The organism is Stenotrophomonas sp. YJH_SMC_135, assembly GCF_059372355.1.
Genome location: NZ_JCAFVN010000001.1, coordinates 833,337 through 852,662, shown reverse-complemented (window position 1 = coordinate 852,662; position 19,326 = coordinate 833,337). Strand labels below are relative to the sequence as shown.

The 19,326-nt window shown below is 63.2% G+C and carries 41 protein-coding genes; 21 read left to right on the top strand and 20 right to left on the bottom strand.

Annotated features, from left to right (window positions below; all coding sequences use genetic code 11):
- Positions 1-16: 16 nt before the first annotated feature.
- Positions 17-418: a hypothetical protein gene (locus AC5P98_RS04385; protein ID WP_495229878.1), complete on the bottom strand. Its 402-nt coding sequence runs from the start codon at positions 416-418 to the stop codon at positions 17-19.
- Positions 419-461: 43 nt separating this feature from the next.
- On the opposite strand from AC5P98_RS04385, the gene AC5P98_RS04380 reads away from it, so the two are divergent.
- Positions 462-908 (top strand): hypothetical protein, encoded by a 447-nt coding sequence (locus AC5P98_RS04380; protein WP_495229877.1) that lies wholly within the window; start codon positions 462-464, stop codon positions 906-908.
- Here the strand turns inward: AC5P98_RS04380 and AC5P98_RS04375 are convergent.
- The 19 genes from AC5P98_RS04375 to AC5P98_RS04285 all read right to left on the bottom strand — a co-directional run bounded on the left by AC5P98_RS04375 (position 886) and on the right by AC5P98_RS04285 (position 8,674).
- Positions 886-1,125 (bottom strand): hypothetical protein, encoded by a 240-nt coding sequence (locus AC5P98_RS04375; protein WP_495229876.1) that lies wholly within the window; start codon positions 1,123-1,125, stop codon positions 886-888. The two genes, AC5P98_RS04380 and AC5P98_RS04375, sit on opposite strands and share 23 nt — an antisense overlap.
- Before the next feature lie 58 nt (positions 1,126-1,183).
- A complete protein-coding gene (locus tag AC5P98_RS04370) occupies positions 1,184-1,459 on the bottom strand; it encodes a hypothetical protein (RefSeq protein WP_495229875.1) in 276 nt (91 codons plus the stop codon).
- Complete coding sequence (locus tag AC5P98_RS04365) at positions 1,456-1,782, bottom strand: hypothetical protein (protein ID WP_401733458.1); 327 nt, start codon at positions 1,780-1,782, stop codon at positions 1,456-1,458. Before AC5P98_RS04365 ends, AC5P98_RS04370 begins: the two co-directional genes overlap by 4 nt.
- Positions 1,779-2,027: a hypothetical protein gene (locus AC5P98_RS04360; protein ID WP_401733461.1), complete on the bottom strand. Its 249-nt coding sequence runs from the start codon at positions 2,025-2,027 to the stop codon at positions 1,779-1,781. The genes AC5P98_RS04365 and AC5P98_RS04360 overlap by 4 nt, the downstream gene beginning before the upstream one ends.
- A gap of 8 nt (positions 2,028-2,035) precedes the next feature.
- Positions 2,036-2,473: a lysozyme gene (locus tag AC5P98_RS04355; RefSeq protein WP_495229874.1), complete on the bottom strand. Its 438-nt coding sequence runs from the start codon at positions 2,471-2,473 to the stop codon at positions 2,036-2,038.
- A gap of 95 nt (positions 2,474-2,568) precedes the next feature.
- Positions 2,569-3,267 (bottom strand): hypothetical protein, encoded by a 699-nt coding sequence (locus AC5P98_RS04350; RefSeq protein WP_495229873.1) that lies wholly within the window; start codon positions 3,265-3,267, stop codon positions 2,569-2,571.
- A complete protein-coding gene (locus AC5P98_RS04345) occupies positions 3,260-3,496 on the bottom strand; it encodes a hypothetical protein (RefSeq protein WP_495229872.1) in 237 nt (78 codons plus the stop codon). The genes AC5P98_RS04350 and AC5P98_RS04345 overlap by 8 nt, the downstream gene beginning before the upstream one ends.
- Positions 3,493-3,963 carry a hypothetical protein gene (locus AC5P98_RS04340; RefSeq protein WP_495229871.1) on the bottom strand — a complete coding sequence of 157 codons (471 nt, stop codon included), beginning with the start codon at positions 3,961-3,963 and terminating at the stop codon, positions 3,493-3,495. The genes AC5P98_RS04345 and AC5P98_RS04340 overlap by 4 nt, the downstream gene beginning before the upstream one ends.
- Complete coding sequence (locus tag AC5P98_RS04335) at positions 3,960-4,241, bottom strand: hypothetical protein (RefSeq protein WP_495229870.1); 282 nt, start codon at positions 4,239-4,241, stop codon at positions 3,960-3,962. Before AC5P98_RS04335 ends, AC5P98_RS04340 begins: the two co-directional genes overlap by 4 nt.
- On the bottom strand, positions 4,238-4,705 hold the full coding sequence (locus AC5P98_RS04330; protein WP_495229869.1) for a recombination protein NinB: 468 nt from the start codon (positions 4,703-4,705) through the stop codon (positions 4,238-4,240). Before AC5P98_RS04330 ends, AC5P98_RS04335 begins: the two co-directional genes overlap by 4 nt.
- Positions 4,702-4,905: a hypothetical protein gene (locus tag AC5P98_RS04325; RefSeq protein ID WP_495226961.1), complete on the bottom strand. Its 204-nt coding sequence runs from the start codon at positions 4,903-4,905 to the stop codon at positions 4,702-4,704. The genes AC5P98_RS04330 and AC5P98_RS04325 overlap by 4 nt, the downstream gene beginning before the upstream one ends.
- A 391-nt stretch (positions 4,906-5,296) precedes the next feature.
- Positions 5,297-5,473 carry a hypothetical protein gene (locus tag AC5P98_RS04320; protein ID WP_495229868.1) on the bottom strand — a complete coding sequence of 59 codons (177 nt, stop codon included), beginning with the start codon at positions 5,471-5,473 and terminating at the stop codon, positions 5,297-5,299.
- Positions 5,470-5,670 (bottom strand): hypothetical protein, encoded by a 201-nt coding sequence (locus AC5P98_RS04315; protein WP_495229867.1) that lies wholly within the window; start codon positions 5,668-5,670, stop codon positions 5,470-5,472. The genes AC5P98_RS04320 and AC5P98_RS04315 overlap by 4 nt, the downstream gene beginning before the upstream one ends.
- Positions 5,667-6,050 (bottom strand): hypothetical protein, encoded by a 384-nt coding sequence (locus AC5P98_RS04310; RefSeq protein WP_216654511.1) that lies wholly within the window; start codon positions 6,048-6,050, stop codon positions 5,667-5,669. Before AC5P98_RS04310 ends, AC5P98_RS04315 begins: the two co-directional genes overlap by 4 nt.
- Complete coding sequence (locus AC5P98_RS04305; protein WP_495229866.1) at positions 6,040-6,936, bottom strand: YdaU family protein; 897 nt, start codon at positions 6,934-6,936, stop codon at positions 6,040-6,042. Before AC5P98_RS04305 ends, AC5P98_RS04310 begins: the two co-directional genes overlap by 11 nt.
- Positions 6,937-6,939: 3 nt before the next feature.
- On the bottom strand, positions 6,940-7,251 hold the full coding sequence (locus tag AC5P98_RS04300; protein WP_019658941.1) for a winged helix-turn-helix transcriptional regulator: 312 nt from the start codon (positions 7,249-7,251) through the stop codon (positions 6,940-6,942).
- 342 nt (positions 7,252-7,593) lie between these two features.
- Positions 7,594-7,779: a hypothetical protein gene (locus AC5P98_RS04295; RefSeq protein ID WP_019658943.1), complete on the bottom strand. Its 186-nt coding sequence runs from the start codon at positions 7,777-7,779 to the stop codon at positions 7,594-7,596.
- A gap of 199 nt (positions 7,780-7,978) precedes the next feature.
- Positions 7,979-8,395, bottom strand: a complete 417-nt coding sequence (locus AC5P98_RS04290) for a sigma factor-like helix-turn-helix DNA-binding protein (RefSeq protein ID WP_495229865.1) — start codon at positions 8,393-8,395, stop codon at positions 7,979-7,981.
- A 3-nt stretch (positions 8,396-8,398) separates the two neighbouring features.
- Positions 8,399-8,674 carry a hypothetical protein gene (locus tag AC5P98_RS04285; protein WP_495229864.1) on the bottom strand — a complete coding sequence of 92 codons (276 nt, stop codon included), beginning with the start codon at positions 8,672-8,674 and terminating at the stop codon, positions 8,399-8,401.
- Positions 8,675-8,761: 87 nt separating this feature from the next.
- On the opposite strand from AC5P98_RS04285, the gene AC5P98_RS04280 reads away from it, so the two are divergent.
- The 20 genes from AC5P98_RS04280 to AC5P98_RS04185 all read left to right on the top strand — a co-directional run bounded on the left by AC5P98_RS04280 (position 8,762) and on the right by AC5P98_RS04185 (position 19,081).
- Complete coding sequence (locus AC5P98_RS04280; protein ID WP_495229863.1) at positions 8,762-9,091, top strand: hypothetical protein; 330 nt, start codon at positions 8,762-8,764, stop codon at positions 9,089-9,091.
- Positions 9,092-9,888: 797 nt separating this feature from the next.
- Entirely contained in the window at positions 9,889-10,362 is a 474-nt protein-coding gene (locus tag AC5P98_RS04275; RefSeq protein ID WP_495229862.1) for a hypothetical protein, read from the top strand.
- Positions 10,363-10,471: 109 nt separating this feature from the next.
- On the top strand, positions 10,472-10,723 hold the full coding sequence (locus AC5P98_RS04270) for a hypothetical protein (protein WP_100449737.1): 252 nt from the start codon (positions 10,472-10,474) through the stop codon (positions 10,721-10,723).
- On the top strand, positions 10,710-10,859 hold the full coding sequence (locus tag AC5P98_RS04265) for a hypothetical protein (RefSeq protein WP_157806039.1): 150 nt from the start codon (positions 10,710-10,712) through the stop codon (positions 10,857-10,859). The genes AC5P98_RS04270 and AC5P98_RS04265 overlap by 14 nt, the downstream gene beginning before the upstream one ends.
- Positions 10,852-11,001, top strand: coding sequence for a hypothetical protein (locus AC5P98_RS04260; protein ID WP_172412131.1), 150 nt, complete (start codon positions 10,852-10,854; stop codon positions 10,999-11,001). Before AC5P98_RS04265 ends, AC5P98_RS04260 begins: the two co-directional genes overlap by 8 nt.
- 80 nt (positions 11,002-11,081) lie before the next feature.
- Positions 11,082-12,020, top strand: coding sequence for a hypothetical protein (locus tag AC5P98_RS04255; RefSeq protein WP_100449736.1), 939 nt, complete (start codon positions 11,082-11,084; stop codon positions 12,018-12,020).
- 7 nt (positions 12,021-12,027) lie between these two features.
- Complete coding sequence (gene bet / locus AC5P98_RS04250; protein ID WP_202909960.1) at positions 12,028-12,990, top strand: phage recombination protein Bet; 963 nt, start codon at positions 12,028-12,030, stop codon at positions 12,988-12,990.
- Positions 12,987-13,766 carry a lambda exonuclease family protein gene (locus AC5P98_RS04245; protein ID WP_100449735.1) on the top strand — a complete coding sequence of 260 codons (780 nt, stop codon included), beginning with the start codon at positions 12,987-12,989 and terminating at the stop codon, positions 13,764-13,766. Before bet ends, AC5P98_RS04245 begins: the two co-directional genes overlap by 4 nt.
- Positions 13,766-13,981: a helix-turn-helix domain-containing protein gene (locus AC5P98_RS04240; protein ID WP_087786640.1), complete on the top strand. Its 216-nt coding sequence runs from the start codon at positions 13,766-13,768 to the stop codon at positions 13,979-13,981. The genes AC5P98_RS04245 and AC5P98_RS04240 overlap by 1 nt, the downstream gene beginning before the upstream one ends.
- Positions 13,978-14,199, top strand: a complete 222-nt coding sequence (locus tag AC5P98_RS04235) for a hypothetical protein (protein WP_414611804.1) — start codon at positions 13,978-13,980, stop codon at positions 14,197-14,199. The genes AC5P98_RS04240 and AC5P98_RS04235 overlap by 4 nt, the downstream gene beginning before the upstream one ends.
- Positions 14,196-14,402, top strand: a complete 207-nt coding sequence (locus AC5P98_RS04230; RefSeq protein WP_495229861.1) for a hypothetical protein — start codon at positions 14,196-14,198, stop codon at positions 14,400-14,402. Before AC5P98_RS04235 ends, AC5P98_RS04230 begins: the two co-directional genes overlap by 4 nt.
- Positions 14,399-14,617 (top strand): hypothetical protein, encoded by a 219-nt coding sequence (locus tag AC5P98_RS04225; protein ID WP_262245915.1) that lies wholly within the window; start codon positions 14,399-14,401, stop codon positions 14,615-14,617. Before AC5P98_RS04230 ends, AC5P98_RS04225 begins: the two co-directional genes overlap by 4 nt.
- Positions 14,614-14,916 (top strand): hypothetical protein, encoded by a 303-nt coding sequence (locus tag AC5P98_RS04220; protein ID WP_401733532.1) that lies wholly within the window; start codon positions 14,614-14,616, stop codon positions 14,914-14,916. Before AC5P98_RS04225 ends, AC5P98_RS04220 begins: the two co-directional genes overlap by 4 nt.
- Positions 14,913-15,698 carry a hypothetical protein gene (locus AC5P98_RS04215; protein ID WP_495229860.1) on the top strand — a complete coding sequence of 262 codons (786 nt, stop codon included), beginning with the start codon at positions 14,913-14,915 and terminating at the stop codon, positions 15,696-15,698. Before AC5P98_RS04220 ends, AC5P98_RS04215 begins: the two co-directional genes overlap by 4 nt.
- Positions 15,695-16,219 (top strand): methyltransferase domain-containing protein, encoded by a 525-nt coding sequence (locus AC5P98_RS04210; RefSeq protein WP_099475729.1) that lies wholly within the window; start codon positions 15,695-15,697, stop codon positions 16,217-16,219. Before AC5P98_RS04215 ends, AC5P98_RS04210 begins: the two co-directional genes overlap by 4 nt.
- Positions 16,212-16,424, top strand: a complete 213-nt coding sequence (locus AC5P98_RS04205) for a hypothetical protein (protein WP_495229859.1) — start codon at positions 16,212-16,214, stop codon at positions 16,422-16,424. Before AC5P98_RS04210 ends, AC5P98_RS04205 begins: the two co-directional genes overlap by 8 nt.
- Positions 16,421-16,630, top strand: coding sequence for a DUF551 domain-containing protein (locus AC5P98_RS04200; RefSeq protein WP_495229858.1), 210 nt, complete (start codon positions 16,421-16,423; stop codon positions 16,628-16,630). Before AC5P98_RS04205 ends, AC5P98_RS04200 begins: the two co-directional genes overlap by 4 nt.
- Positions 16,620-16,916 (top strand): hypothetical protein, encoded by a 297-nt coding sequence (locus tag AC5P98_RS04195; RefSeq protein ID WP_495229857.1) that lies wholly within the window; start codon positions 16,620-16,622, stop codon positions 16,914-16,916. The genes AC5P98_RS04200 and AC5P98_RS04195 overlap by 11 nt, the downstream gene beginning before the upstream one ends.
- A gap of 44 nt (positions 16,917-16,960) precedes the next feature.
- Positions 16,961-17,275, top strand: coding sequence for a hypothetical protein (locus tag AC5P98_RS04190; protein WP_495229856.1), 315 nt, complete (start codon positions 16,961-16,963; stop codon positions 17,273-17,275).
- Between the two features lie 858 nt (positions 17,276-18,133).
- Entirely contained in the window at positions 18,134-19,081 is a 948-nt protein-coding gene (locus AC5P98_RS04185) for a tyrosine-type recombinase/integrase (RefSeq protein ID WP_495229855.1), read from the top strand.
- The last annotated feature ends 245 nt before the right edge of the window (positions 19,082-19,326 follow it).

Here is a 19,326-nt window from a genome sequence, read left to right as displayed (position 1 = left end):
ATCCAATCCACTGTAGTTAAGGCAGCGGCGGCGCAACCGGATAGGCGACCAGCTGGGTCGGGCCATTGATCCAGTTGTCCGGCTGCATGTAGCGGGCTGGCAGGACCTGAATGACGTGGTGGGCGATGAAGCGCTCTCCATTGTCCAGATCCACTGCCAGGCGGATGCAGGAGATGCCGTCTACCTGAGCGGTGACCATGACCTGGCAGGCACGGCCACTGGCATCGATAGACGGGTCCGCCATCACGGCTGGGTAGTTGTCCCAGGTGTTCCATGTGGCCTTGGTGATCTTCACGCCAGCGGGCAGCGCGCCGTTGAAGTCGGTGACCAGTGCACGGCGTTCCGGCGCATAGATGCGAGCCTGGAACACGCGATCACGGTTGTAGCCACTCACGATGTTGCGGGTGGCGCGGCCCATGTCACTCACGGTCAGCCCTCACCAAGGCTTGGAGCCCGCGGACTTGAGCGTCACAGGCGGCAGCGGCACGAACAATTCGCCCCGCACTGTCTGCTCGGTCGTCGGCGGCACCATCAGGCTGGCCGGGGCTGGCGGCAAGGTCGGACACTCGGGCCTCACAGCCTGCCCAGCGCTGCCGCAGGCGGAGGTTGCCAGCACGCAGGCCATCAGCGACAGCCGCGCCTTTCGATTCAGCATCTGCCTTCTCCTGCTCGTACTGGGTTGCTACTGCCTCGGCACGCTTGACCCGCTGGCGCTCGACCGCGATCACGGCGATGGCGTTGTCGCGCTCCTGCTCTGCGACTGCCTTGGCCGTCTGGGCGCTGTCCCGTGCGCGCTCTGCCTGAGCCACTGTCCCTCGCTGCCACACGGCAACGCCTACCAGGAGCAATACTGCTCCAAGCAGGACACGGGACAGGATGCTCATCTCAGAGGACGCTGCGGCTGTTGATGTTCTGAAGGTCGCTGAGGATGCTTAGCAGCAGAGCGTTGTGGGCTTCGATAGCTTCGACCAGCGGAGCCTGAGATGCCTGCGGCTCAACCTGCTTACAGGCTTCTCCCGTCAACCGTTCCGGCCCAAGCACCTTGTAGAACGCTTCGCGGGTGCCGATTACTGTCGTGGACAACTCATCGAGCAGATTCCGCTGGGTACGAAGCAGCGAGTCCACGCGGGATTCGGGGTTTGGGGCGAGACTGGTAGGGATTGAATTCATCATGATTGATTTCTCAGTTCGGCTTCCGCTGGCTGATGAACTTGGCGACAAAGCCGACGCCAGCAAAGATGCGGATGAACGTGGTGATGGCCGATGGCATGGCCTCATCAGCCAACATGCCAAGGGCGGCCGCACCGGCGTAAAGGCCATCCGGGCTGGCGAGCAGTGCGCCCCACAGCCAGGTGGTCCAGTGCTTCAGGGTGTCCTTGACCGGGGCAATGCCCTGCGGCAGGAAACTGGCCTTCGCCGGACGCTTCGGCGGGGTGATGATTGGGGTTGGGCTGCTCATTGCTTGTCGCGCTCCTTCTTGCGCTGGAGTTCTTTCTCGATCTCTTCAGCGGCCTTGGGAGCCACCATGTAGACAGCAGCGCGGTAGGCCTCAGCCTGGCGCACAGCCACCTCGGCACTGGATGCCGTGTGGGCGATCCAGGCCGAACCCATCACCACCCCTGCCAACGCCACGCCAATGGCGATCCCGTTCCACACGGAACCCGCGCCCTCAAGGCGGACCACGTTCCCGTTGGCGGATGACCCATTCAAACGGCCAAGCGCAGAATCAAGACGCTCCAGCCCCGCACGGAAATCCCGCGCCAGCTCATCGTTGGCGCTCATTTCCTGTAGGGCTCCGAGAACACAGGGACATCCATCTTGGTGGCGATTCGGTAGATCACGTCCCGAAGGCTGTGGATCTCTTCCTTCACTTCCTGCAGCGCACCCTGCTTAAGCATGTTCTCGGCCACATAGAGCTTGTGCTTGTTGTGGTCCTGCCAGAGCATCCAGATCCAGCCCGTCAGCGCCCCTACGCCCAGCATCAGGCAGGGGACGACAATGGCGAGGATGCGGACCAGGATGTCCATGGTTTCGCTCATTCGCGGAACACCTTTTGCTCGTCCAGGCGCCGGTTGGTCAGGCCCTTCATGACCCGCCCCCCAGCCCGATTCCAGCGGGTGAACTCAGCAGCTGCGCCAGCCACGTCCCCGGCGTTGAACTTCCGCAGCAGGGTCGAATTGGCGAACGCCTTGGCGCCGATGTTGTACGCCAAGCTGGTCATAGCCCCGATCTGGGCGTCAGTGGCTGGCTTCTTCACCACCGACTGCACGCCCTTGAGGAACCGGGTCACGTCCTGAGCCAGCCGCTCATCTGCCTGCGCTTGCGTCCACTTCACGCCCTTGGCGATGCCCGGGCCTGTGGCACCGTACCCAATCGTCCAAGGGTCCCCGCCAGTGCCGGGGTCCGGGTATGCCTCCAGCCTGCAGCCTTCCCACTTCTTCACGAGGGAAACAGCATAGGCAAGGGCAGACACGGGATCCTCCAGGCAAAAAGAAAGCCCCCACATTTCTGCAGGGGCTACTTTGGTCGCGCGTAGGATGGCACCTAAAACGAGGTCAGGTCACGACCTCATGCCGCCTCGCGCCTCACAGCGTCAGCCATTTGGTGCGCTGCCTCGGCCTCAGCATCCCGGATTCGCTCGAACAGCCACTGATAGCAGGCCTTCCAGTCGCGCCGGAAATTGGAAGGATCCTTGCCCAGCTTCTTGGCCCGCCAGCCGTCAGTGTTCTTGGTGTGCCCGGTGCCGTCGCAGTCGCTGCAGGCCTTTACCAGTTCCCCGGCCAGCACGGTTCCGCGCCCCTGGCACGCTCCGCAGTTCCTTGGACACGCGATCTCCTCCACGATGACCCGCAGCAGTCCGGGCAGCATCTCCGGCAGGCTCTCCGGCCACTGCTCATCCTTGGCCTTGTCCAGTGCCGCCTGCGCGCGATAGACCTCTGCGCGCTGCTCCGCCGTCTCGGCCCGCTGCCATTGCCGCAGCGCCACGGCAAGACCGTAGGTCACCTTGGCGTCGATGGCTCGGTTGATCCGCTTACGCCACTCGGTGACCGCAAGGTGGTTGAACAGTGCATCCAGCCTGCGCCGGCTCAGCGCCGCCCCATCCGGCCAGTGGCAGGCGATGAAGACCTCCCTGCCAAGCCCAGCCGGAACGAAGGCCAATGCAGCGGCGATGTCCTGATTGGTCAGCTCCGGGATGCCGCCCCGGCCGGTGTCCAGCCTGACGGTTTGCTGGTTAAGCCGTGCGGGCAGTTCGCGAACGTCAGTCATTGGATGCCTCCAGTCTTGTGTATAGACGGGCCTGACGCCCGAAGGTGTATCGCTTGGTCCCACGGTTTCCGGTTTCGATCACATGGCCGACCTTCGCCATCCGGGAAACGCTCTGGGCGAAGTGCAGGCGCTCGGCTTGGTCCACGCCAATCCCGTCCACAATGTCGCCCATGAAGTGCCACCCAGGGTTCTCTGCCAGCCACTGCCGGATCTGCTGTGCGCGGCTCATGCGGCCCTCCGGCTGTTCTCCGGGGTGATACCAGCCACAGTCACGGCCACGCCGAGCGCAGCCCACGCGTGCGACTTGACACCGTAGGTCGGCCCCGGTGCCTTCTTGGTCCCCTGCGGCCCGAGCAGGTCCAGCAGCGCCTGCCGGATGTTGGCGTCCTTGGCCTTGGCGTTACCGCAGAGGTGCAGCTTCACGTCTCGGCGATACACCATGCAGACTTCGGTAGGCCTGTGCCATTGCTGCTGGAATCGGCCGACCCACACACAGGTCTCGAATACTTCTCGGCCAACAGCCATCCCGTAACTCGCGATCATCTCGATTGCGAGAACGTCGCAAGTCCTGAAGATCGTGACCATGTTCCCGAGCAGGTCACCGTTCCGCGAGACCCCGCTATGGCGGACCTGACCGTCCTCAAGGACGCACCACCCGCTTTCCTCGGTGCCGGGGTCGATGGCGAGGATCCTCATGCCGCGCTCCTCTGCCCCAGCCGCTGCAGGGTCACGTTCAGGGCGGCCAGCTCGTCCATCTTCATGATGGTCCACATGCGCTTCTGCCCGTGGATCCCGTTGAAGCTGCCCTGGTGGCAGTCCTTGCACAGCGCAACGGTGGTGTAGTGCTGCCCTTGGTTGATGTGGTGGGCGTCTGATGGCGCCGGTGCATCGCACACGCTGCAGGGCAGCTCCTTGACCGCCTGCATGTGCGCGCGCTCGGCTGAGGTGAAGGATTTGGCGTTCTTCGTCCTCACGCAACCCTCCTGCTTGGCGGCGCGAACTGCGCCAGTCGTTCCACAGCGCTGTCCGACCAGCGCACCCGGTCCGAGAACTCGGCGTGGATGAAGGTGAGGAAGTCGCCCATCTTTCGGCGGCTGTACTTGCTGGTCCGGGCGCCGAGCATCACCACGCCACCGCGCAGGCCGGGAGCCCACTCGGTCTCCTCCTCGAACGCGGCGGTCAGCACGTCCTTCCAGTCGTAGGGCGTGGCCTGCCTGCTGCTGCCGTCGCGGCGGGTGATCACCAGCGGCACCTGCTTGGCGATGTCGCTCAGCGCCGGCCACATCGCCGCGTTCTGGTCCAGCGTCCGCTTCGGCTCGTCCAGGGTGATCTGCACCGGGCCGCCCTTGAGCCATTCGTTGATGGCGCGCATGACATTGGAGACCACCTGGGCCCAGTTGCGATTGCCCTTCGGGTCGATCAGGAAGGTGCGCTTCATGCTCGGCTCTCCTTCTTCCCGATGTAGCCGAACCCATCACAGCGGTCGCAGCGCTCTCCCCATTCACTGCCGTCAGGGTTGTGCCAACGGTCGCCACCATGTCCGTGACACTTGGGGCATTCAACGAGCTCCGGGAACATTTCGCTGAATTTCTCTTGCGAGATCTCACCCATGGCCGCGAAGTTCTCTTTCTCGCTCATGGCCTTTCCTCCGGCGGAGCGGGCAGCGGCTGCCAGTGGGTGGGCTGCGTGGCCGGGCATCCGAATCCATGAACTCGCCATGCCTGCTCGTGCGCGTCCCAGCCGCCACGGAGCACTCTCGTATGCCAATGCCGGTGGTCCAGGAGAACAGGAGTCCCATCCTTCGGTGCCGAATCGATTGGCTCCCACTGAGGGCTAGCGGCAGCACGGATTGCATCCAGCACGTCGCTTCGCTCGTAATCTCCCGAAGGGCAGTGCTCTTCAAGCAACTCGCGCGCGCGACGCTCCACTGAACTCTCGACTTCCCAGTGGTCACCTGCCGCGACGCAGTGGCAGTTCATCCAGCCACCACTATGGAAGTAGACCCTGTGTGTCGATCCATCACTGTTCATCATCCCTTCCTCCTGATCTGCTCGTCTCGTTCGTCCCAGCCGTCCAGCCAAGCCCGGCGCAGCGCCAGCCCGTCCTCGCCCATGGCGTAGAGCGGGACCGAATTCCGGTCCTTGTGTGCGTCGCGCATCCACCGGCCGGTCTGGCGGGCGCGTTCCAGTTCGTACTGAGCGATCACGCAGCCTCCCTTGCGGAGAGGTGCATTTGTCCTGGCCGGCGGTCTTCCTGAGCAGCTGCGTGCAGCAGCCGACTGCGTGCGATAAGCACGACGGCGGCCGGCTCAGGGATCTGCATCGCCGCAGCGATTTCATGGGCGTTGCAGCCCTCGCAGTACAGACGGAACACGTCTGCGTCGGATAGGTTCATACGGCTCATGCGCGCACCACCTGCGCATTGGCCAGAGCCTGCTCGCGGCTGCACTGGTCGCAGATGCCGGGACCGCCACAGCGGGCACGCTGGCCGTCAGCGCGGGGATGCACATGCCCGTGGCCGTTGTCGGCCTTCTTCCTTGGCGGCGCGGCCAGCATCTTGCCGATCTGCTCGAATCGCTTCTTCATCGCCGGCGACTCGGGATCAGCAGGGATCGGCTGCTTGGTCAGAGCCAGCTGTTCACGAGGCGGCAACGCTTCGAGGAAGTCAGCCGGGGCCGGCCACTGGCGCCGGGTCTGACTCAACTTGACGAAGGCGCGGCGGAAGCGCGGCGCGTCCGGCTCCTGCTCCCAGACGCGGTCGTTGGTCAGCGCCTCAGCCCACATGGCGGCCGTCCCTGCGATCAGGTCCGATGCCGGGGTCCGGTCCAGGCCCAAGCAGAGCAGCTTGCTCAGCCCGTCCAGAATCTCGTCGTGGATCCAGGTTTGCATGTGATTTCATCCCTTGCAAGGTTTGAATTGCGGTAAGGGTCTTGCTGGGCTGCATCGGCTGATTGCTCGCGGGCCCTGCTCTCGCCGGCTCACGCGGAACGTCCTGCCAGCGGGCTTGGTTGAGGTAGGTCGACCCCATCGGCACGTAGCCACGGATCCATCCGTCGTCCTCCGCCTGCATCAGGCGGACGTGGGCGATCAGTTCGTCGCAGCGGTCGTCCAGCTTCCGGCGGCGCCAGGTCTTCTCGGCCTCTTGCTTGCCCTTCTTGTTCGGGTAAGCAGCCCAGAAGTCAGCGAAGCGGCAGCGTGCGGCCAGCGGCTGCACATGCTGTTGCTCTTGCTCTTCTTCTTGGAGATTGGTGTCTGGTGTATGGAGAGCTTTCTGTTGGGTTTCTGAAAAAGAACCCACCGGAAAGGGTTGGGTTTCTTTTGGTTCTTTCTCTTGAACCTGCGGGTTCTTCGGGGGGCGCCCACCACGACGGCCGTTCTCACGCGCGGCTTCGATCTTTGCCTGGTAGCGCGCAATCTCTTCGTCCGCGCGCTTGTTGTGCCAGCCGGTGTCAGTCAGGGTGAAGAACTCGGCCAGAACCGCCTGGACCGCTTCCAGCTCTTCCTGAGAGCGAGCGCCAGCCAGACGGGCAACCTGCTTCACATCTGCGGGCAGCGCCTCTTCCTGCAGGTAGTAACGGCGCAGGAGGCGGCTGTAGATGGCGTCCTCGATCAGCGACAGGTGCGCCGTCGCTGCTGCGTAGTCACCGATGTGATGCTCAAAATAGTTCATGGCTCAGGCGGCCTTCGGACCTTCATCACTGCTGATCGGAAACCACGTGCAGCCGCTGCGGCCATTGCTGGCCGAACACTTGCGGACCATCCCGCGCCGAATGAGGCCCTGCTTTTCCAGCTCGGGCAGACGACGGGCCAACATGAAACGATCCAGCCCGGTAGCGCGGGCCAGTTCCAGGCTGGTCAGGCCCGGATACTTGCGGACCGCCGAAGCGGCCTGCGAGTGCTGCTGAGCCTGAGCGCCAGACGACACCATGTGCGCTGCGGCTTCGTGGCTGCTGCTGGGATCGGTGTAGCGAGCTGGATGGTTCATGTGGATTCCTCAGCCCTTGATTGGGCGGGCATGTACTGGGATGACTCGTTCGGCGCGTTGCCGGTCTGATTCGCGTTGGAGCCATCCGGGAGAGAACTAGCGCCAGGGGTGAAGCGGCTTCTTCTTAGGTGTCTGGGTCGTCACGTTTCAGGGCCTGAAAAGGAACAACGGAGCCGTGTTGGGCTGGGAGCCGGTAGCGCCTGTCGAGCTCAGCGCGGGCGGCGTGGATCAGTGCTTCGTGCAGTGGAAGCCCTTGGGCCTCCGCGTATTCCTCAAGCCTTCGGCGCTCATCGCGCGACAGCTGTATTTCCATAGGCCCTCCCCGGGGACTTGTATGGACCTTCAGGCGGCATCGCGGTCGGAACTACGCTGTTCCAGAGAAGCAATCCCAGCCAGGACCAGCTCCCGCACGAACACTGCGGGCTGACGACCGTTGAAGTTGGCGAGAGCCTCGATCACTGCCTTTTCCGAGTCGTTGAAACGGACCTTGATCGGGTTGTCGCGGAGGTGTGTGGGGTCTGCGTACATAGATGGAGCCTTGTCAGTGATGGATAGATTTTTGAATTTCCGCTTTGGACTAAGCAGTCGCGCTCTTCTTAGGGCGTCCGAACTTTCGACCGGCGCGCTTCTCTGCGAACCGCATTTGTTGGACGTACCACCCAAAAGGAACGACGAGCACGTTGCCGTCTCGGAAGCCCGCTGTGGGATCACGAAGAACGAGTGCGCCTCAAAATTGGTGGCACCCGAGATCAAGTCCGGACTCCTGAATGGCACTGACATAGCCCCTGAACGTCAGATCCCAGTCATGGGCTTTTCGAAGTGCGTTGGCTTTCTTCTGCCGGTACTTAGTTGCAAGGGACTCTGGATCGCGGAGGCTCATTCCCCCGTTGAGTGCGAGAGCCTCTTGGTGGCTTACGCCGTATATCCGCTTGGCCTTTTCTTCCCGTCGAGCAAGCAGCCTCGCCATGCGCTCAGCTCTTCCTGCTGCGGACGAGATCCGTGCTCCGCCATCTTTGCCCGTCATGCCCTTCTTCTTGATCAGCTGGCGGACGCGCTCCCGGGTGATACCAAACAGATCGCCGATCTGCTGGAGAGTTCGGCCGCCCTTATACATAGCGGCCATTGCTTCGATACGGTCGGACATTGCTCAAGCCACCTTCCGGGGCGTGCCCCGCTTCTTGGGGGCCGGGTCTTCCTTCGGCAGGACATTGGCTTTCACGGGCATGGACTGAACCCAGATCAAAACGCTTTCATCCAGGCTCTTGTCCGCAGCAGCCATGCGCTTGGCGAGAACTCGGCCAATGCCTCGGCTTCCATTGCAGATGCCTGCGATGGTCGAGTACGGGATGTCCAAAGCGGCCGCTGTACGAGCGGCGCCGCCCTGTCGCTTTACGTACTTGTTCCAGTAGGTGCGAGGTGTCATGTCTAGCCTATGCGTTACGCGTAGTGTCAGAGTATGCATAGCGCATAGCTGCTGTGCAAGCACTTTCTTTAGGCTGTGTCTCAGCCTATGAGTACGCTATCCGTCAATCTCACAGCCCGTAGAGAAACACTCGGGCTGAACATCCCCCAGATACATGCAGCACTAACGCTGCGTGGGGTGTCTGTCGCCGAATCGACCGTCTACGGCTGGTTCAACGGGAGCAGGGGGGTAAGGAAGATGGAGCACCTAAAAGCGCTATGCGAGGTCCTGCAGACGGACCTAAACAGCCTGACCGGAGATGAGGTCGAGGTGGCCGAGGGCCCCTTGCCCGCTTCGATCGTTCGTGAGCTGGCTGGCCTTAGTGAGGTTCAGCAGCAGGCCGTCCTGGCAACTATCAAAGCCATGAAGGCAGGGTGAAGCATGTTCGCAGCTATTACTTCTATGGGCTGGATTATTGCTGCGGTCGCGGCTGTTGCTCTATTTGCTCTATGGGTAGCAAACGCCGCCCTTGCTGAGTGCACGAAGCTCCGAAGGGAGTTGAACTCCGCAAAAGACTGGATTGGTGAGATTGAGCGGCGCCACGCCATACAGTCCGACGATCTACAGGATCGACTTGCACGGCTGGATCGGAACGCTGAAGCCTAATTACTTGGCCTGACCCGGGGCAGCAGGCCAAGAGATTTCGCCCCTACTCAAGGATCGAACTCATGAAAAAGGCACTCATCGCCGCAATAGGCCTCTCACTGGCCTCAATTGTGGGAGCTGCTTCAGCTCAGGACTATGTTGACGGTCACTATCGAGCTGACGGCACATATGTGAACGGCCATTACCGCACGAGCGCAAACAGCACTAAGCTGGACAACTACTCGACGCGGGGGAATGTGAACCCGTACACAGGCCAGCCTGGCACTGTCGACCCGTACAGGCAGACCCAGCGAAACCCATACGGATCCCCCTATAACCAGCCTCGTCAGCGCAGCTATCCCCAGAACTACGGCGGCAGCCAGAGACGATCAAGCTACGGGCATTGAAAAGACGACCCCGCCCCGGCGGGGTTTTCTTTGGTCGCAACCCAAAACTGAACGCTACTTAAATAACTATGCATAGTGAGCACTTCACTACGCGCTACGCATTGACTGCGATCTACGCATAGCGCATAGTCCTCTCCAACGCCCCACCACACCCACTACCGGGACAGGGGCTAGGAGACGAAGATGGCCGCCATCGCATTTGGACTGCCCCGCTCGACCACCCGGACCGGCTATGCGTCGGTCCGCGACCACAAGCGTTCCAGCGAGCTTGCCCGGGAAGAGCGCGGCCTGCCGCTGCACCCGGCCAATGCCTTCATCGCCTGCCCGGACTGTGACGGCACCGGCGAACACGTCCGCAACGACAGCGCCAGCGGCGATCCGCAGTGCGAGTACGGCGTGGCCTGCGGCCGCTGCGGCGGCGAAGGCGAGATTGCCGACGGCCTGATCGACCCGCTGCTGCTGGTGGCGAAGTACCGCAAGGGCCGGTTCGGCTGGGCCATGAGCGAGCACCGGGCAGCTGACCGTCGGCACTCCTACAACCTGTACCGGATGCGCGCCGTTCGCCCCTGCAGCGGGCTGGCTGCGGTCGACATGCTGGCCCGGGCGCAGATGTGCGCCAACGACACGACCCGCGCACTGCAGCAGGTGGCCGCATGACCGCCACCGACCGAGCCCTGCACTTCCAGGCGCTGAAGCTGGCTTCGGGCTACCTGCTGGCCTTCTGCATGGGCGTCGCGTTCGCCGTCATGGTCCAGGCGGTGCTGTCGTGAGTCGGCGCCTCACGGATGCGGAGCGCGTCGCACACAGCGACTTCCTGGCGTCGACGTCTGGCATCACCACCAGCACGGACCACTTCCTGGCCGGAATCGACTACGCGCGGTCGCTGTTCGCTGAGGTTCTGGCCGCCGCCCGCGCATCCCTCGCGGCCCGCGACCTGGCAGAACAAATGGCCGCCGACGACCGCCTGCACGCCGCTCTGGCCGCGTGCGAACCGGAGACGCGACATGAACCCGTTTGACCGGCTGGACGCGGCCTTCGCCGACCAGTTCTGCCTGCCGCCAATCGCCCCGCCGATGTCGCTGGCGGAAGCCCGAGAACAACGGAACCGCGAGGCCGTGGACGGCCTGTGCGTGGAGGAAAACGACCATGAGTAGCCGCCTACGCATCGCCTGGGCCGCCGTCGCGCTGTTCGCCGCCGTCGTCGTGCCGCTGCGCATCGCCGAGATCCACCAGGCCCACACCGACCGTGACGCTGCGAAAGCCCGATGGGCTGCAACCAGCAGCGTGCGCGGCTGAATTCCCCCGCCCTCACGGGCCCCGCGCCGGCCGGGATTCCACGACGCCGGCATCTATTCCCACCCGACAAAGGAACTGCCATGTCCGAAGCCCTGATTCCACTCGAATCCGTCAATGCCGTCGAGGCCTTCACCGGCGGCGGACTGGACGACCTCCTGGCCCGCATTCGCGCTGAGGCCGTCACCCTGGTGCCGAACGTCAAGACGGTTGCCGGCCGCAAGGAAATCGCCTCGATCGCCTACAAGGTGTCGCGCTCGAAGATCGCCATCGATGACGCCGGCAAGGCGCTGGTGGCCGACCTGAAGAAGCAGACCGGCGACATCGACTCGGCCCGCAAGAAGGCCCGCGACACCCTTGACGCGCTGCGCGACGAAGTGCGCAAGCCGCTGACCGACTGGGAAGAAGAGCAGGCCCGCATTGAGCGCGAGCGCGCCGAGGCCGAGGAACGCGCCCGTTCTGAGGCCGAAGCGGCCCGCCTGGCCGAGATCGCCCGGAAGGAAGAAGAGATCCGCGCCCGCGAGGAAGCCGTGCGCGCCGCTGAAGAGGCAGAGCGCCAGCGCGTTGCAGCTGAGCAGGCCGAGCGTGAGCGCGTCGAGCGCGAGGCCCGCCTGCAGGCTGAGGCCGCAGAGAACGCGAAGCGCGAGGCAGCTGCTGCCGTGGAGCGTGCCGAACGTGAGGCGCGCGAAGCCACCGAGCGCGCAGCCCGTGAGGCAGCCGAAGCCGAACAGCGTGCCAAGGATGCCGCCGAGAAGGCCGAGCGCGAAAAGGCTGAAGCCGTCGCCGCCGCTGAGCGCCGCGCGCAGGAAGAAGCTGAGCGCGCCGAGCGTGAGCGGCAGGCCCAGGCCGATGCCCAGCGCAAGGCGGACGAAGCACGCGCCGCCGACGTCGAACACCGCCGTTCGATCAACCGCGCCGCCATGGCCGCGCTGATCGCCCAGGGCATCAGCGAAGACGATGCCGCCACCGTTATCACCGCCATCGTGCAGGGCAAGGTCCCGGCCGTGGCCATCCGCTACTGAGGCACCCATGAACCAGATGACCACCCGCGCCGCTGTCGGCGCCCTGATGACCAGCGAGCAGGCCGAAGCTATCCGCGGCGCGTTGAAGTCGAGCCTGTACCCGGGCGCCAGTGATGCGTCCATCGACATGGTGCTGAGCTACTGCCAGGCGGCCGGGCTCGACCCGATGACCAAGCCGGTGCACATCGTGCCCATGAAGGTGAAGATCGGCGAGAACCCCGACGGCACCCCCGTCAACGGCATGCGCGACGTGGTTATGCCCGGCATCGGCCTGTACCGCATCAACGCCTCCCGCACGGGTCAGTACGCCGGCTGCAGTGAACCCGAGTTCGGACCAACCTGCACCATGGAGTCGGTGCGCGACGTGTGGTCGGATGGTCCCAATGGGCGCAGGCAGAAGACGCAGAAAGCTATTCAGCTGCTCTACCCAGAATGGTGTCGCGTAACGGTCCGCAAGCTGCTCGGCAACCAGGTGGTGGAGTTCTCCGCCAAGGAATACTGGCTGGAGAACTACGCTTCCAAGAGCGATGGCAGCCCGAACGCCATGTGGGAAAAGCGCGCCTTCGGCCAGCTGGCGAAGTGTGCAGAGGCCCAGGCGTTGCGCAAGGCGTTCCCGGAAGCGGTCGGCTCCCAGCCCACCGCCGAGGAAATGGAAGGCAAGGAAATCATTGACGGCGAGACGGTGCGCGCTGATCGCCGCCCCTCCACCGCTGGCGCCATCACCCGCCAGCAGCAGGCCGAGCCGCAAGACACCCCGGAGCGCCAAGCGCTGTACGCCAGCCTGAAGGATTTCGCCGACTGCGGAATGGAGGAATACGAGGGCGCCTGGGGCCGCCTGACCAAGGAGCAGCGACAGCTGATCGGCAGCGCGGGCCATGAAACGCTGAAGGGCATCGCCGAACGCGCAAGCGCCACCGTAGTCGAAGAAGGCGACCAGCAGCCTGCAGCCGATGAAGAGGTGCCGCTGTGATCGTCATCGGGTGCGACCAGGGCAGCGAGGCGTGGCACCGCGCCCGCGCCGGCATCATCACGGCCAGCATGTTCGCCACCGCGCGCTCGCGCGTGGGCGAGCTGACCGGCCAGCAGCGCACCTACGTGGACGCGGTGCTGTCCGGCCTGGCCGAGAAGACCGCAATGGAGCGCGCCGGATACAAGGCCGTGCCGCGCTCGGCAATCATCGAGAAGGCCATCGCCGGCGAGCCCATCGGCGATTTCAGCGAGGCGTCGAAGAACTACGCCTTCCGGCTGGCTATCGAGCGAATCAGCGGCGAGCCGCTGGGCGAAGGCTTCGAGACGTTCGCCATGCGCCGCGGCCATGAGCTGGAACCGGAAGCTCGCGCCGAGCATGAGGTGCAGTCCGGCCTGCTGGTGAAACGCGCTGGGTTCGTGTTGAGCGACTGCGGCGACTACGGCTGCTCGGCTGACGGCTTCATCGGCGAGGACGGCGGCAGCGAATACAAGTGCTTCATCAACCCCGAGAAGCTGCGCGCGTTCCACATCGACAACGATGCGAGCGAGGTGTTCGAGCAGGCCCAGGGCTGCATGTGGCTGACCGGCCGGCAGTGGTGGCACATCGGCCTGTACTGCCCGGCGCTGGCCGCCGTGGGCAAGCAGCTGTGGTGGCGCCGCTTCGACCGCGACGAGGCGTTCATCGCCAAGCTGCGCGCGGACCTGGAACCGTTCCGGCAGATGGTGGCCGGGTTTGAGCACAGTCTGCGTGCTGGCGATCACCAGGAGGCTGCCTGATGGACGTGACGATCTACCCCAGCCACGCCAAATGCCTGCGCCGTGCCGGCCTCGCCCGCGCCCAGCTGTTCGCGCAGGTGATCGAGGGCAAGCGCTACACCACCCGGCAGGTGGCCGAGATTCTGGACGTCTCGCGCAGCACGGCCTACGACCGAATTAAGCGCGGCCCCTACCCGCTCACCTGGGCCAACCTGATGAAGGCTCGCCTGCCATGAAGACCTGCACGAAGTGCGCGGCCCGGCTGCCGCTGCGGTTCTTCCCCTTGATCAACGGCAAGGCTACCGCCGCGTGCGCGCCGTGCCGGAACACCGAGCGCCGCCTGCACGACCCGCTGCGCCCCCTGCGCCGCGATCCGCTGCAGGTCCATCTGAACAATCACGTCAATCTCTGGTTCGGCCCAGTTCGGCGCGAGCCTTTCAGGAGCCACGCATGATGAATCGAACCAAGCCAGCCTACCCCTCCGAAGGCCGGATGAATGCACCGAGTGGACTGACCAAGCGCGAGCTGTTCGCCGCGATGGCGATGCAGGGGCTTCTCGCAAGCGGCAAGGCATGGAATGGACCGATGGGCTGGATCGGTGAGGAGTCTGTCCGCGTCGCGGACTCGCTACTAGAAACCTTGGAGAAGACCGCATGACCAGCATCCACGTACAGCCGACCTTCGACCTGGCCACGCAGGCCGAGAAGAACCGCCAGCGGGCCGAGATCGCCGACGACGTGGCGCAGTTCCTGCGCTCGGGCGGCAAGGTCCAGATCCTCGGCAACAGCCCCATCGACCGATCCACCATCAGCCGCCGCCAGGTGGTCGAGGGTGGCCACGACAGCCGCACGAAGAAGGGAGCATCAGCATGACCACCGACAACAAGACCCTGGCTGTGGATGTGCTGGCGGTGATGGATGGCGCCTGCTACGTACTTCTCCGCAAGGGATCTCGATCCCCGGAACTGGAAGAAGCCCGCTCCGTAGTGGCCGAGCTGATCGAGGCGGGGAAGGCAATACAGACTGCTTCCGATGAGATTGAAGCTGCAAAGGACGAGTACCTACCTGTCCTCGTCCCCATGGATGTTCAGGCATCCCTCAATCGAAAACTCCGCTCCGCGCGGGAACGTTTTTCTACTGCCCTCGCCCGCGTAAAAGGAGAAGCAGCATGAGCACTGACAAGACCCTGGCGGACGTGCAGCCCGGTGGGAGGGTGAGGCTGGGTAACGTCCGTGACCGTGTAATGGGCGAGTGTGAACAGTGGTTCGACACCTCCGACGTGGACATGGAAGCGGCCACCGACAGCATCATTGCCGCCGCCCAGCCCTCCCCGGGTGGTCAGCGGGATGACTCGCCTATGGCAAAGATGGCAGCCGCTCTCCGTGGGAAAGCCGAAGCTGAGCGGGCTGCGTTCGATCAACGCGTGCAGTCCGGCGAGTGGGGGCCGATGCCGGACAACCCGGACGTACTAGAACTGCCACCTCTTCCCGAAGAGGTTGACTCGGTTCGCTGCATGATTCGCGGTGAAAAAGGGTTCGCTGAGCCCTGCGATTACTACTTCACCTCCAAGCAGATGCGTGACTACGCGCGCACCGCCCTCGCCGCCAGCCAGCCGGTATCGGAAACCGACGCCTATCAGCAAGGTTTCCGTGATGGGCAAGACCGAACCTGCACCGTTGTGGCCCGCCAGCCGGTGGGGGAGCCTTTGGGTGAGGTGTTTTGGGATAACGAGACTGGAGAGATTTCAGTCAACTGGCTCAATGGGGACTTGCCGCCCGGGATTGGGACGCTCCTGTACGACGCCCCGCCCGCGCAGGCCGTGGACCTGGGGCAGTTCCGCGACTTGGCGCAGCGCTGGGCAGACAAGGCCGACTTGGCCCCAAGCCCGATGACCGCAAGGTCGTGCAGTCAGCAGCTACTGGCCCTGATCGACAGCAAGGCGGTGGGCAAATGAGCCCCGCGCATCCATATGCTGCTCGACCGGAGGCAGGCACTCACACGTGGCTGACTCCTCCAGAGATCATCGCGGCCCTCGGTTCCTTCGACCTTGACCCTTGCGCCGCTCCGTCGCCGCGTCCGTGGCCGACCGCCACCCGGCACATCGAGCTGCCGGAAGACGGGCTGTCTGCGGAATGGCATGGCCGTGTGTGGTGCAACCCGCCGTTCGGGCGTCACACCGAGGCATGGCTGGCGCGCATGGCCGATCACGGGAACGGGATCGCACTGGCCTTCGCTCGCACCGAGACGGCGATGTTCCAGCGCTACGTGTGGCGTCGCGCCAGTGCCGTGCTGATGCTGGCAAACCGGCCTCATTTCCACCGGCCAGACGGCACCCGCGCACGTGGCAATAGCGGAGGCCCTATCTGCCTGATCGCATATGGCGAGGCAAACCGCCGCGCCTTGGTCGACAGCGGCCTGCCCGGCGCGGTCATCGTCGTGCACCACTTCCAGCAGAAGGAGCCCGCCCATGGCTGACCAGCTGCTCACCGCTGCAATGGAGGACCGCATGATTTCTGCATCAGATTCACTCGCGAATGCAGTTCAGGCCCATCTCGACGCCCTTTCGCTGATGGACGCGGCGAGCCAGGACGGGGTCAATGTCCACGGAGCGGTTTCCAATCTGATCGGGACACAGGAAATGCTTCGGCACGCCCTCAGCGAGTATTGGAGGACCGCATGACCTGGAAGCCGATCAGCAGCGCGCCGAGGGGTGGGACGTATGTCCTGACCTATGACGCTGTGAGTGGGATGTTTGAAGTTAGCATCTATTGGGCAGGTGCACCTAGCTACTGGAATGGCAACTGGGGCGATGGTGGGTATGAGCACACCCCGACCCACTGGATCCCCCTGCCGGATCCGCCGAAGGAGATTGACGATGGACGTTGAACAGAGGGCGCGGGATTTCATTGCAAGCCGCACTTCAAATCCAGAGTACCGCCAGGACGTACTGGACGGAGACTACGACGATACAGATTGGTTCGGACACGTTGCAGCAGCTCTGACGCCGCCAGAGGGGTTCGTTCTTATCCCGAAGGAACCAACTAGCGCAATGCAGGACGCAGTAGAGAGTATGAAGCTGCCGCACGCCCTACTTCGGACAGGGGTTCGTCTAGCTGACTTCCGTGAACGATATGCAGCCATGCTGGCTGCTTCCCCTGAGGTGAAACTGTGACAAATGACGCTTACTTCAAAGCTCTTGAGGACTGGAAGAAGGAAATGGACGAATCCCAGCCAGACCTGAAGCCGTGTCCGTTCTGTGGACGCGAAGCCAACATCTTCCCTACCGGTAACGGCGAGTTCTTCGCCGGGTGCGGAGATAGGTTCTTTGGCTGCCACGTTGAATCTTCCACTTGGCCAGCTTCAGACATAGCTACGGCAGTCAGTATGTGGAACGAACGCCCCGAGGATGACCGGATCGCCAACCTGGAGGCGCAGCGAGACGGCTTGTTCAATGAGAACAAGGCGCTGTATCGCCAGCTTGTCGCAATGCAGAAGAAGCTGGGCGGCAACGCCACAGAGGAGACGCACTGAGATGAATGACAGAGAGATCCCGTGGCTGCCTGCCGATCAGGCACCGACGCTTATCCCTCTTCTCTGCTATTGGTGCCCGTCGCCAGATGCCGTGGACGAGGAAGACCGACCAGAGTTCTGGGGAGTCGCAGTACGCTGCAAAGAATTTGGCGTAGACCGCTGGTATCAGCATTGCCCGCTATGGGAGATGGGATTGGGAAATCCGTACCCGGGAGAACCAGACTTCTTCGCGCCACTTGGCAGGCCGAATGGCAACCCTAAGTGGGCATACGGATACCGCAATGCTGAGAATGGAGACTATGAGCCAGTTGCCTACCTTATGGGGGGTAACTCAACCGAAAGCATGCGAGAGGCTGACACCGACCCCGCGCGTATTGCCGCCTCCAAGGCGGCGATGCCGAGGCTTGGAGAGAAACGGTCAACCGTCCCCCTTAAGGTAGACGGTTGGTCAGGGGGATCACATGGCACACGGTAACGACTATCACATGCCATGTGGCCGTTGTTCATGTGGAATTTATGACTTCCAGTCGGCTTGCGGGGATGCTGCAAGGTCGCTCTATGAGGAGGGCAGCGTTCCGAAGTGCAAGCGATTTGATAGGCCTTGCGTTGGAGCAACCCACCTGAAGTCGTATTTCAATAGTCGGCCATCCATGACTTGGGAAGATCATGTTCTGGAGGCAATGAAATGAGCGCCGCTGAGAAGCTGATGACCATCGCTCAGGCCGCAGAACAATGTGCCTGTCACCCTCGGACACTTCGGCGAGCCATCGACATGGGCGAGCTAGCCGCCTGTCGGCTAGGCCAAGGGCCAAAGTCTGACCGCATCCATCCCGTAGACCTGGCCGTATGGCTGGGCAAGTGCAAGGTAAAGACCCAATGCCAGTCACTAAGCGTGCCAACGGCCACTATCAAGTTACAGTCGGACACGGTGGAAGAACGCATCGCAAGACTTCTCGACTCTGGTCGTTCAAAGACGCGAAAGAGTACGAACGGAAATACCTCGCCGCGCTCAAGGACGCTGCGGCTGGTCGGGAGCCAGAAAGATTGATATCGGAGGGCGTGGAGAAGTTCCTAACGGACCACGTCCCTCGCCTGCGGTCCAAGAACAAAACGATGGCCCATGTCCGAGCGCTGATGCCTTACTTGTCCGGCAGGAAGATGAAGGAGGTTGCCCAGGTATGGGCCGAGATCAAAGCGGCCGAGATTGGGAAGGCCCCTGCAACGGTCAATCACAAGGGACGCATTCTGCGCCAAATCAGCCGGATGGCGTGGCGTGAGTGGGGTTGGCTGGAGCGCCCAGCGGCAATTGGCTTGCTGCCTGAGAAGCCGCGAGAGACGTTCCTGACCACCGAGCAGGTGGAGGCACTGGCACGGGCTTGCCCAAATGTTGCGGCTGGTGACTACGTGCTGCTGGCGGCATATACCGGCATCCGTCGCGGGCACCTGTTGCGCCTGACCGCCCATGATGTACGCGGCGGGCTCATCCACCTTGACCGAACCAGCAAGACGCGGACGCTTCAGCTAGTGCCTCTGCACCCGAAGGTGGAGGCAATTGCGGCGAGGCTTCCGCTTGGCGCGTCAGACGATCAGGTCCGGGATTCGTGGGCCAAGGCGCGTGAGGCGTGTGGCCTGCAGCACGTCCGCTGGCACGATTTGAGGCACACCTGTGCCTCCTGGCTTGTCCAGGCTGGGGTGCCGCTGCACACGGTGTCCGAGGTGCTTGGGCACAGCTCTATAGCGATGACCCGGCGCTATGCTCACCTGTCGCCGGAACACCTGTCAGAGGCGATTCGAAGGATGGCGTGAACTTATGCGATCTCGATAAGAAAGGATAAGATTCCTAAGCCGCGCCAACTTGCTATTTGGCTTCCAGATTCGCTACTTATCGCTGTGCAGAACCTGTGCAGCAGCAATGGCAGAAGGCGATATTTGAGCTATGCAGATGCCTATTTCAATCAACAGCTTACGATAGCCACTGTGACTTAAAATCCGCCGGGGGCAACCCCATGCCGGTTCGATTCCGGCTCCGGGCACCAACCGCGCTGCGCGAG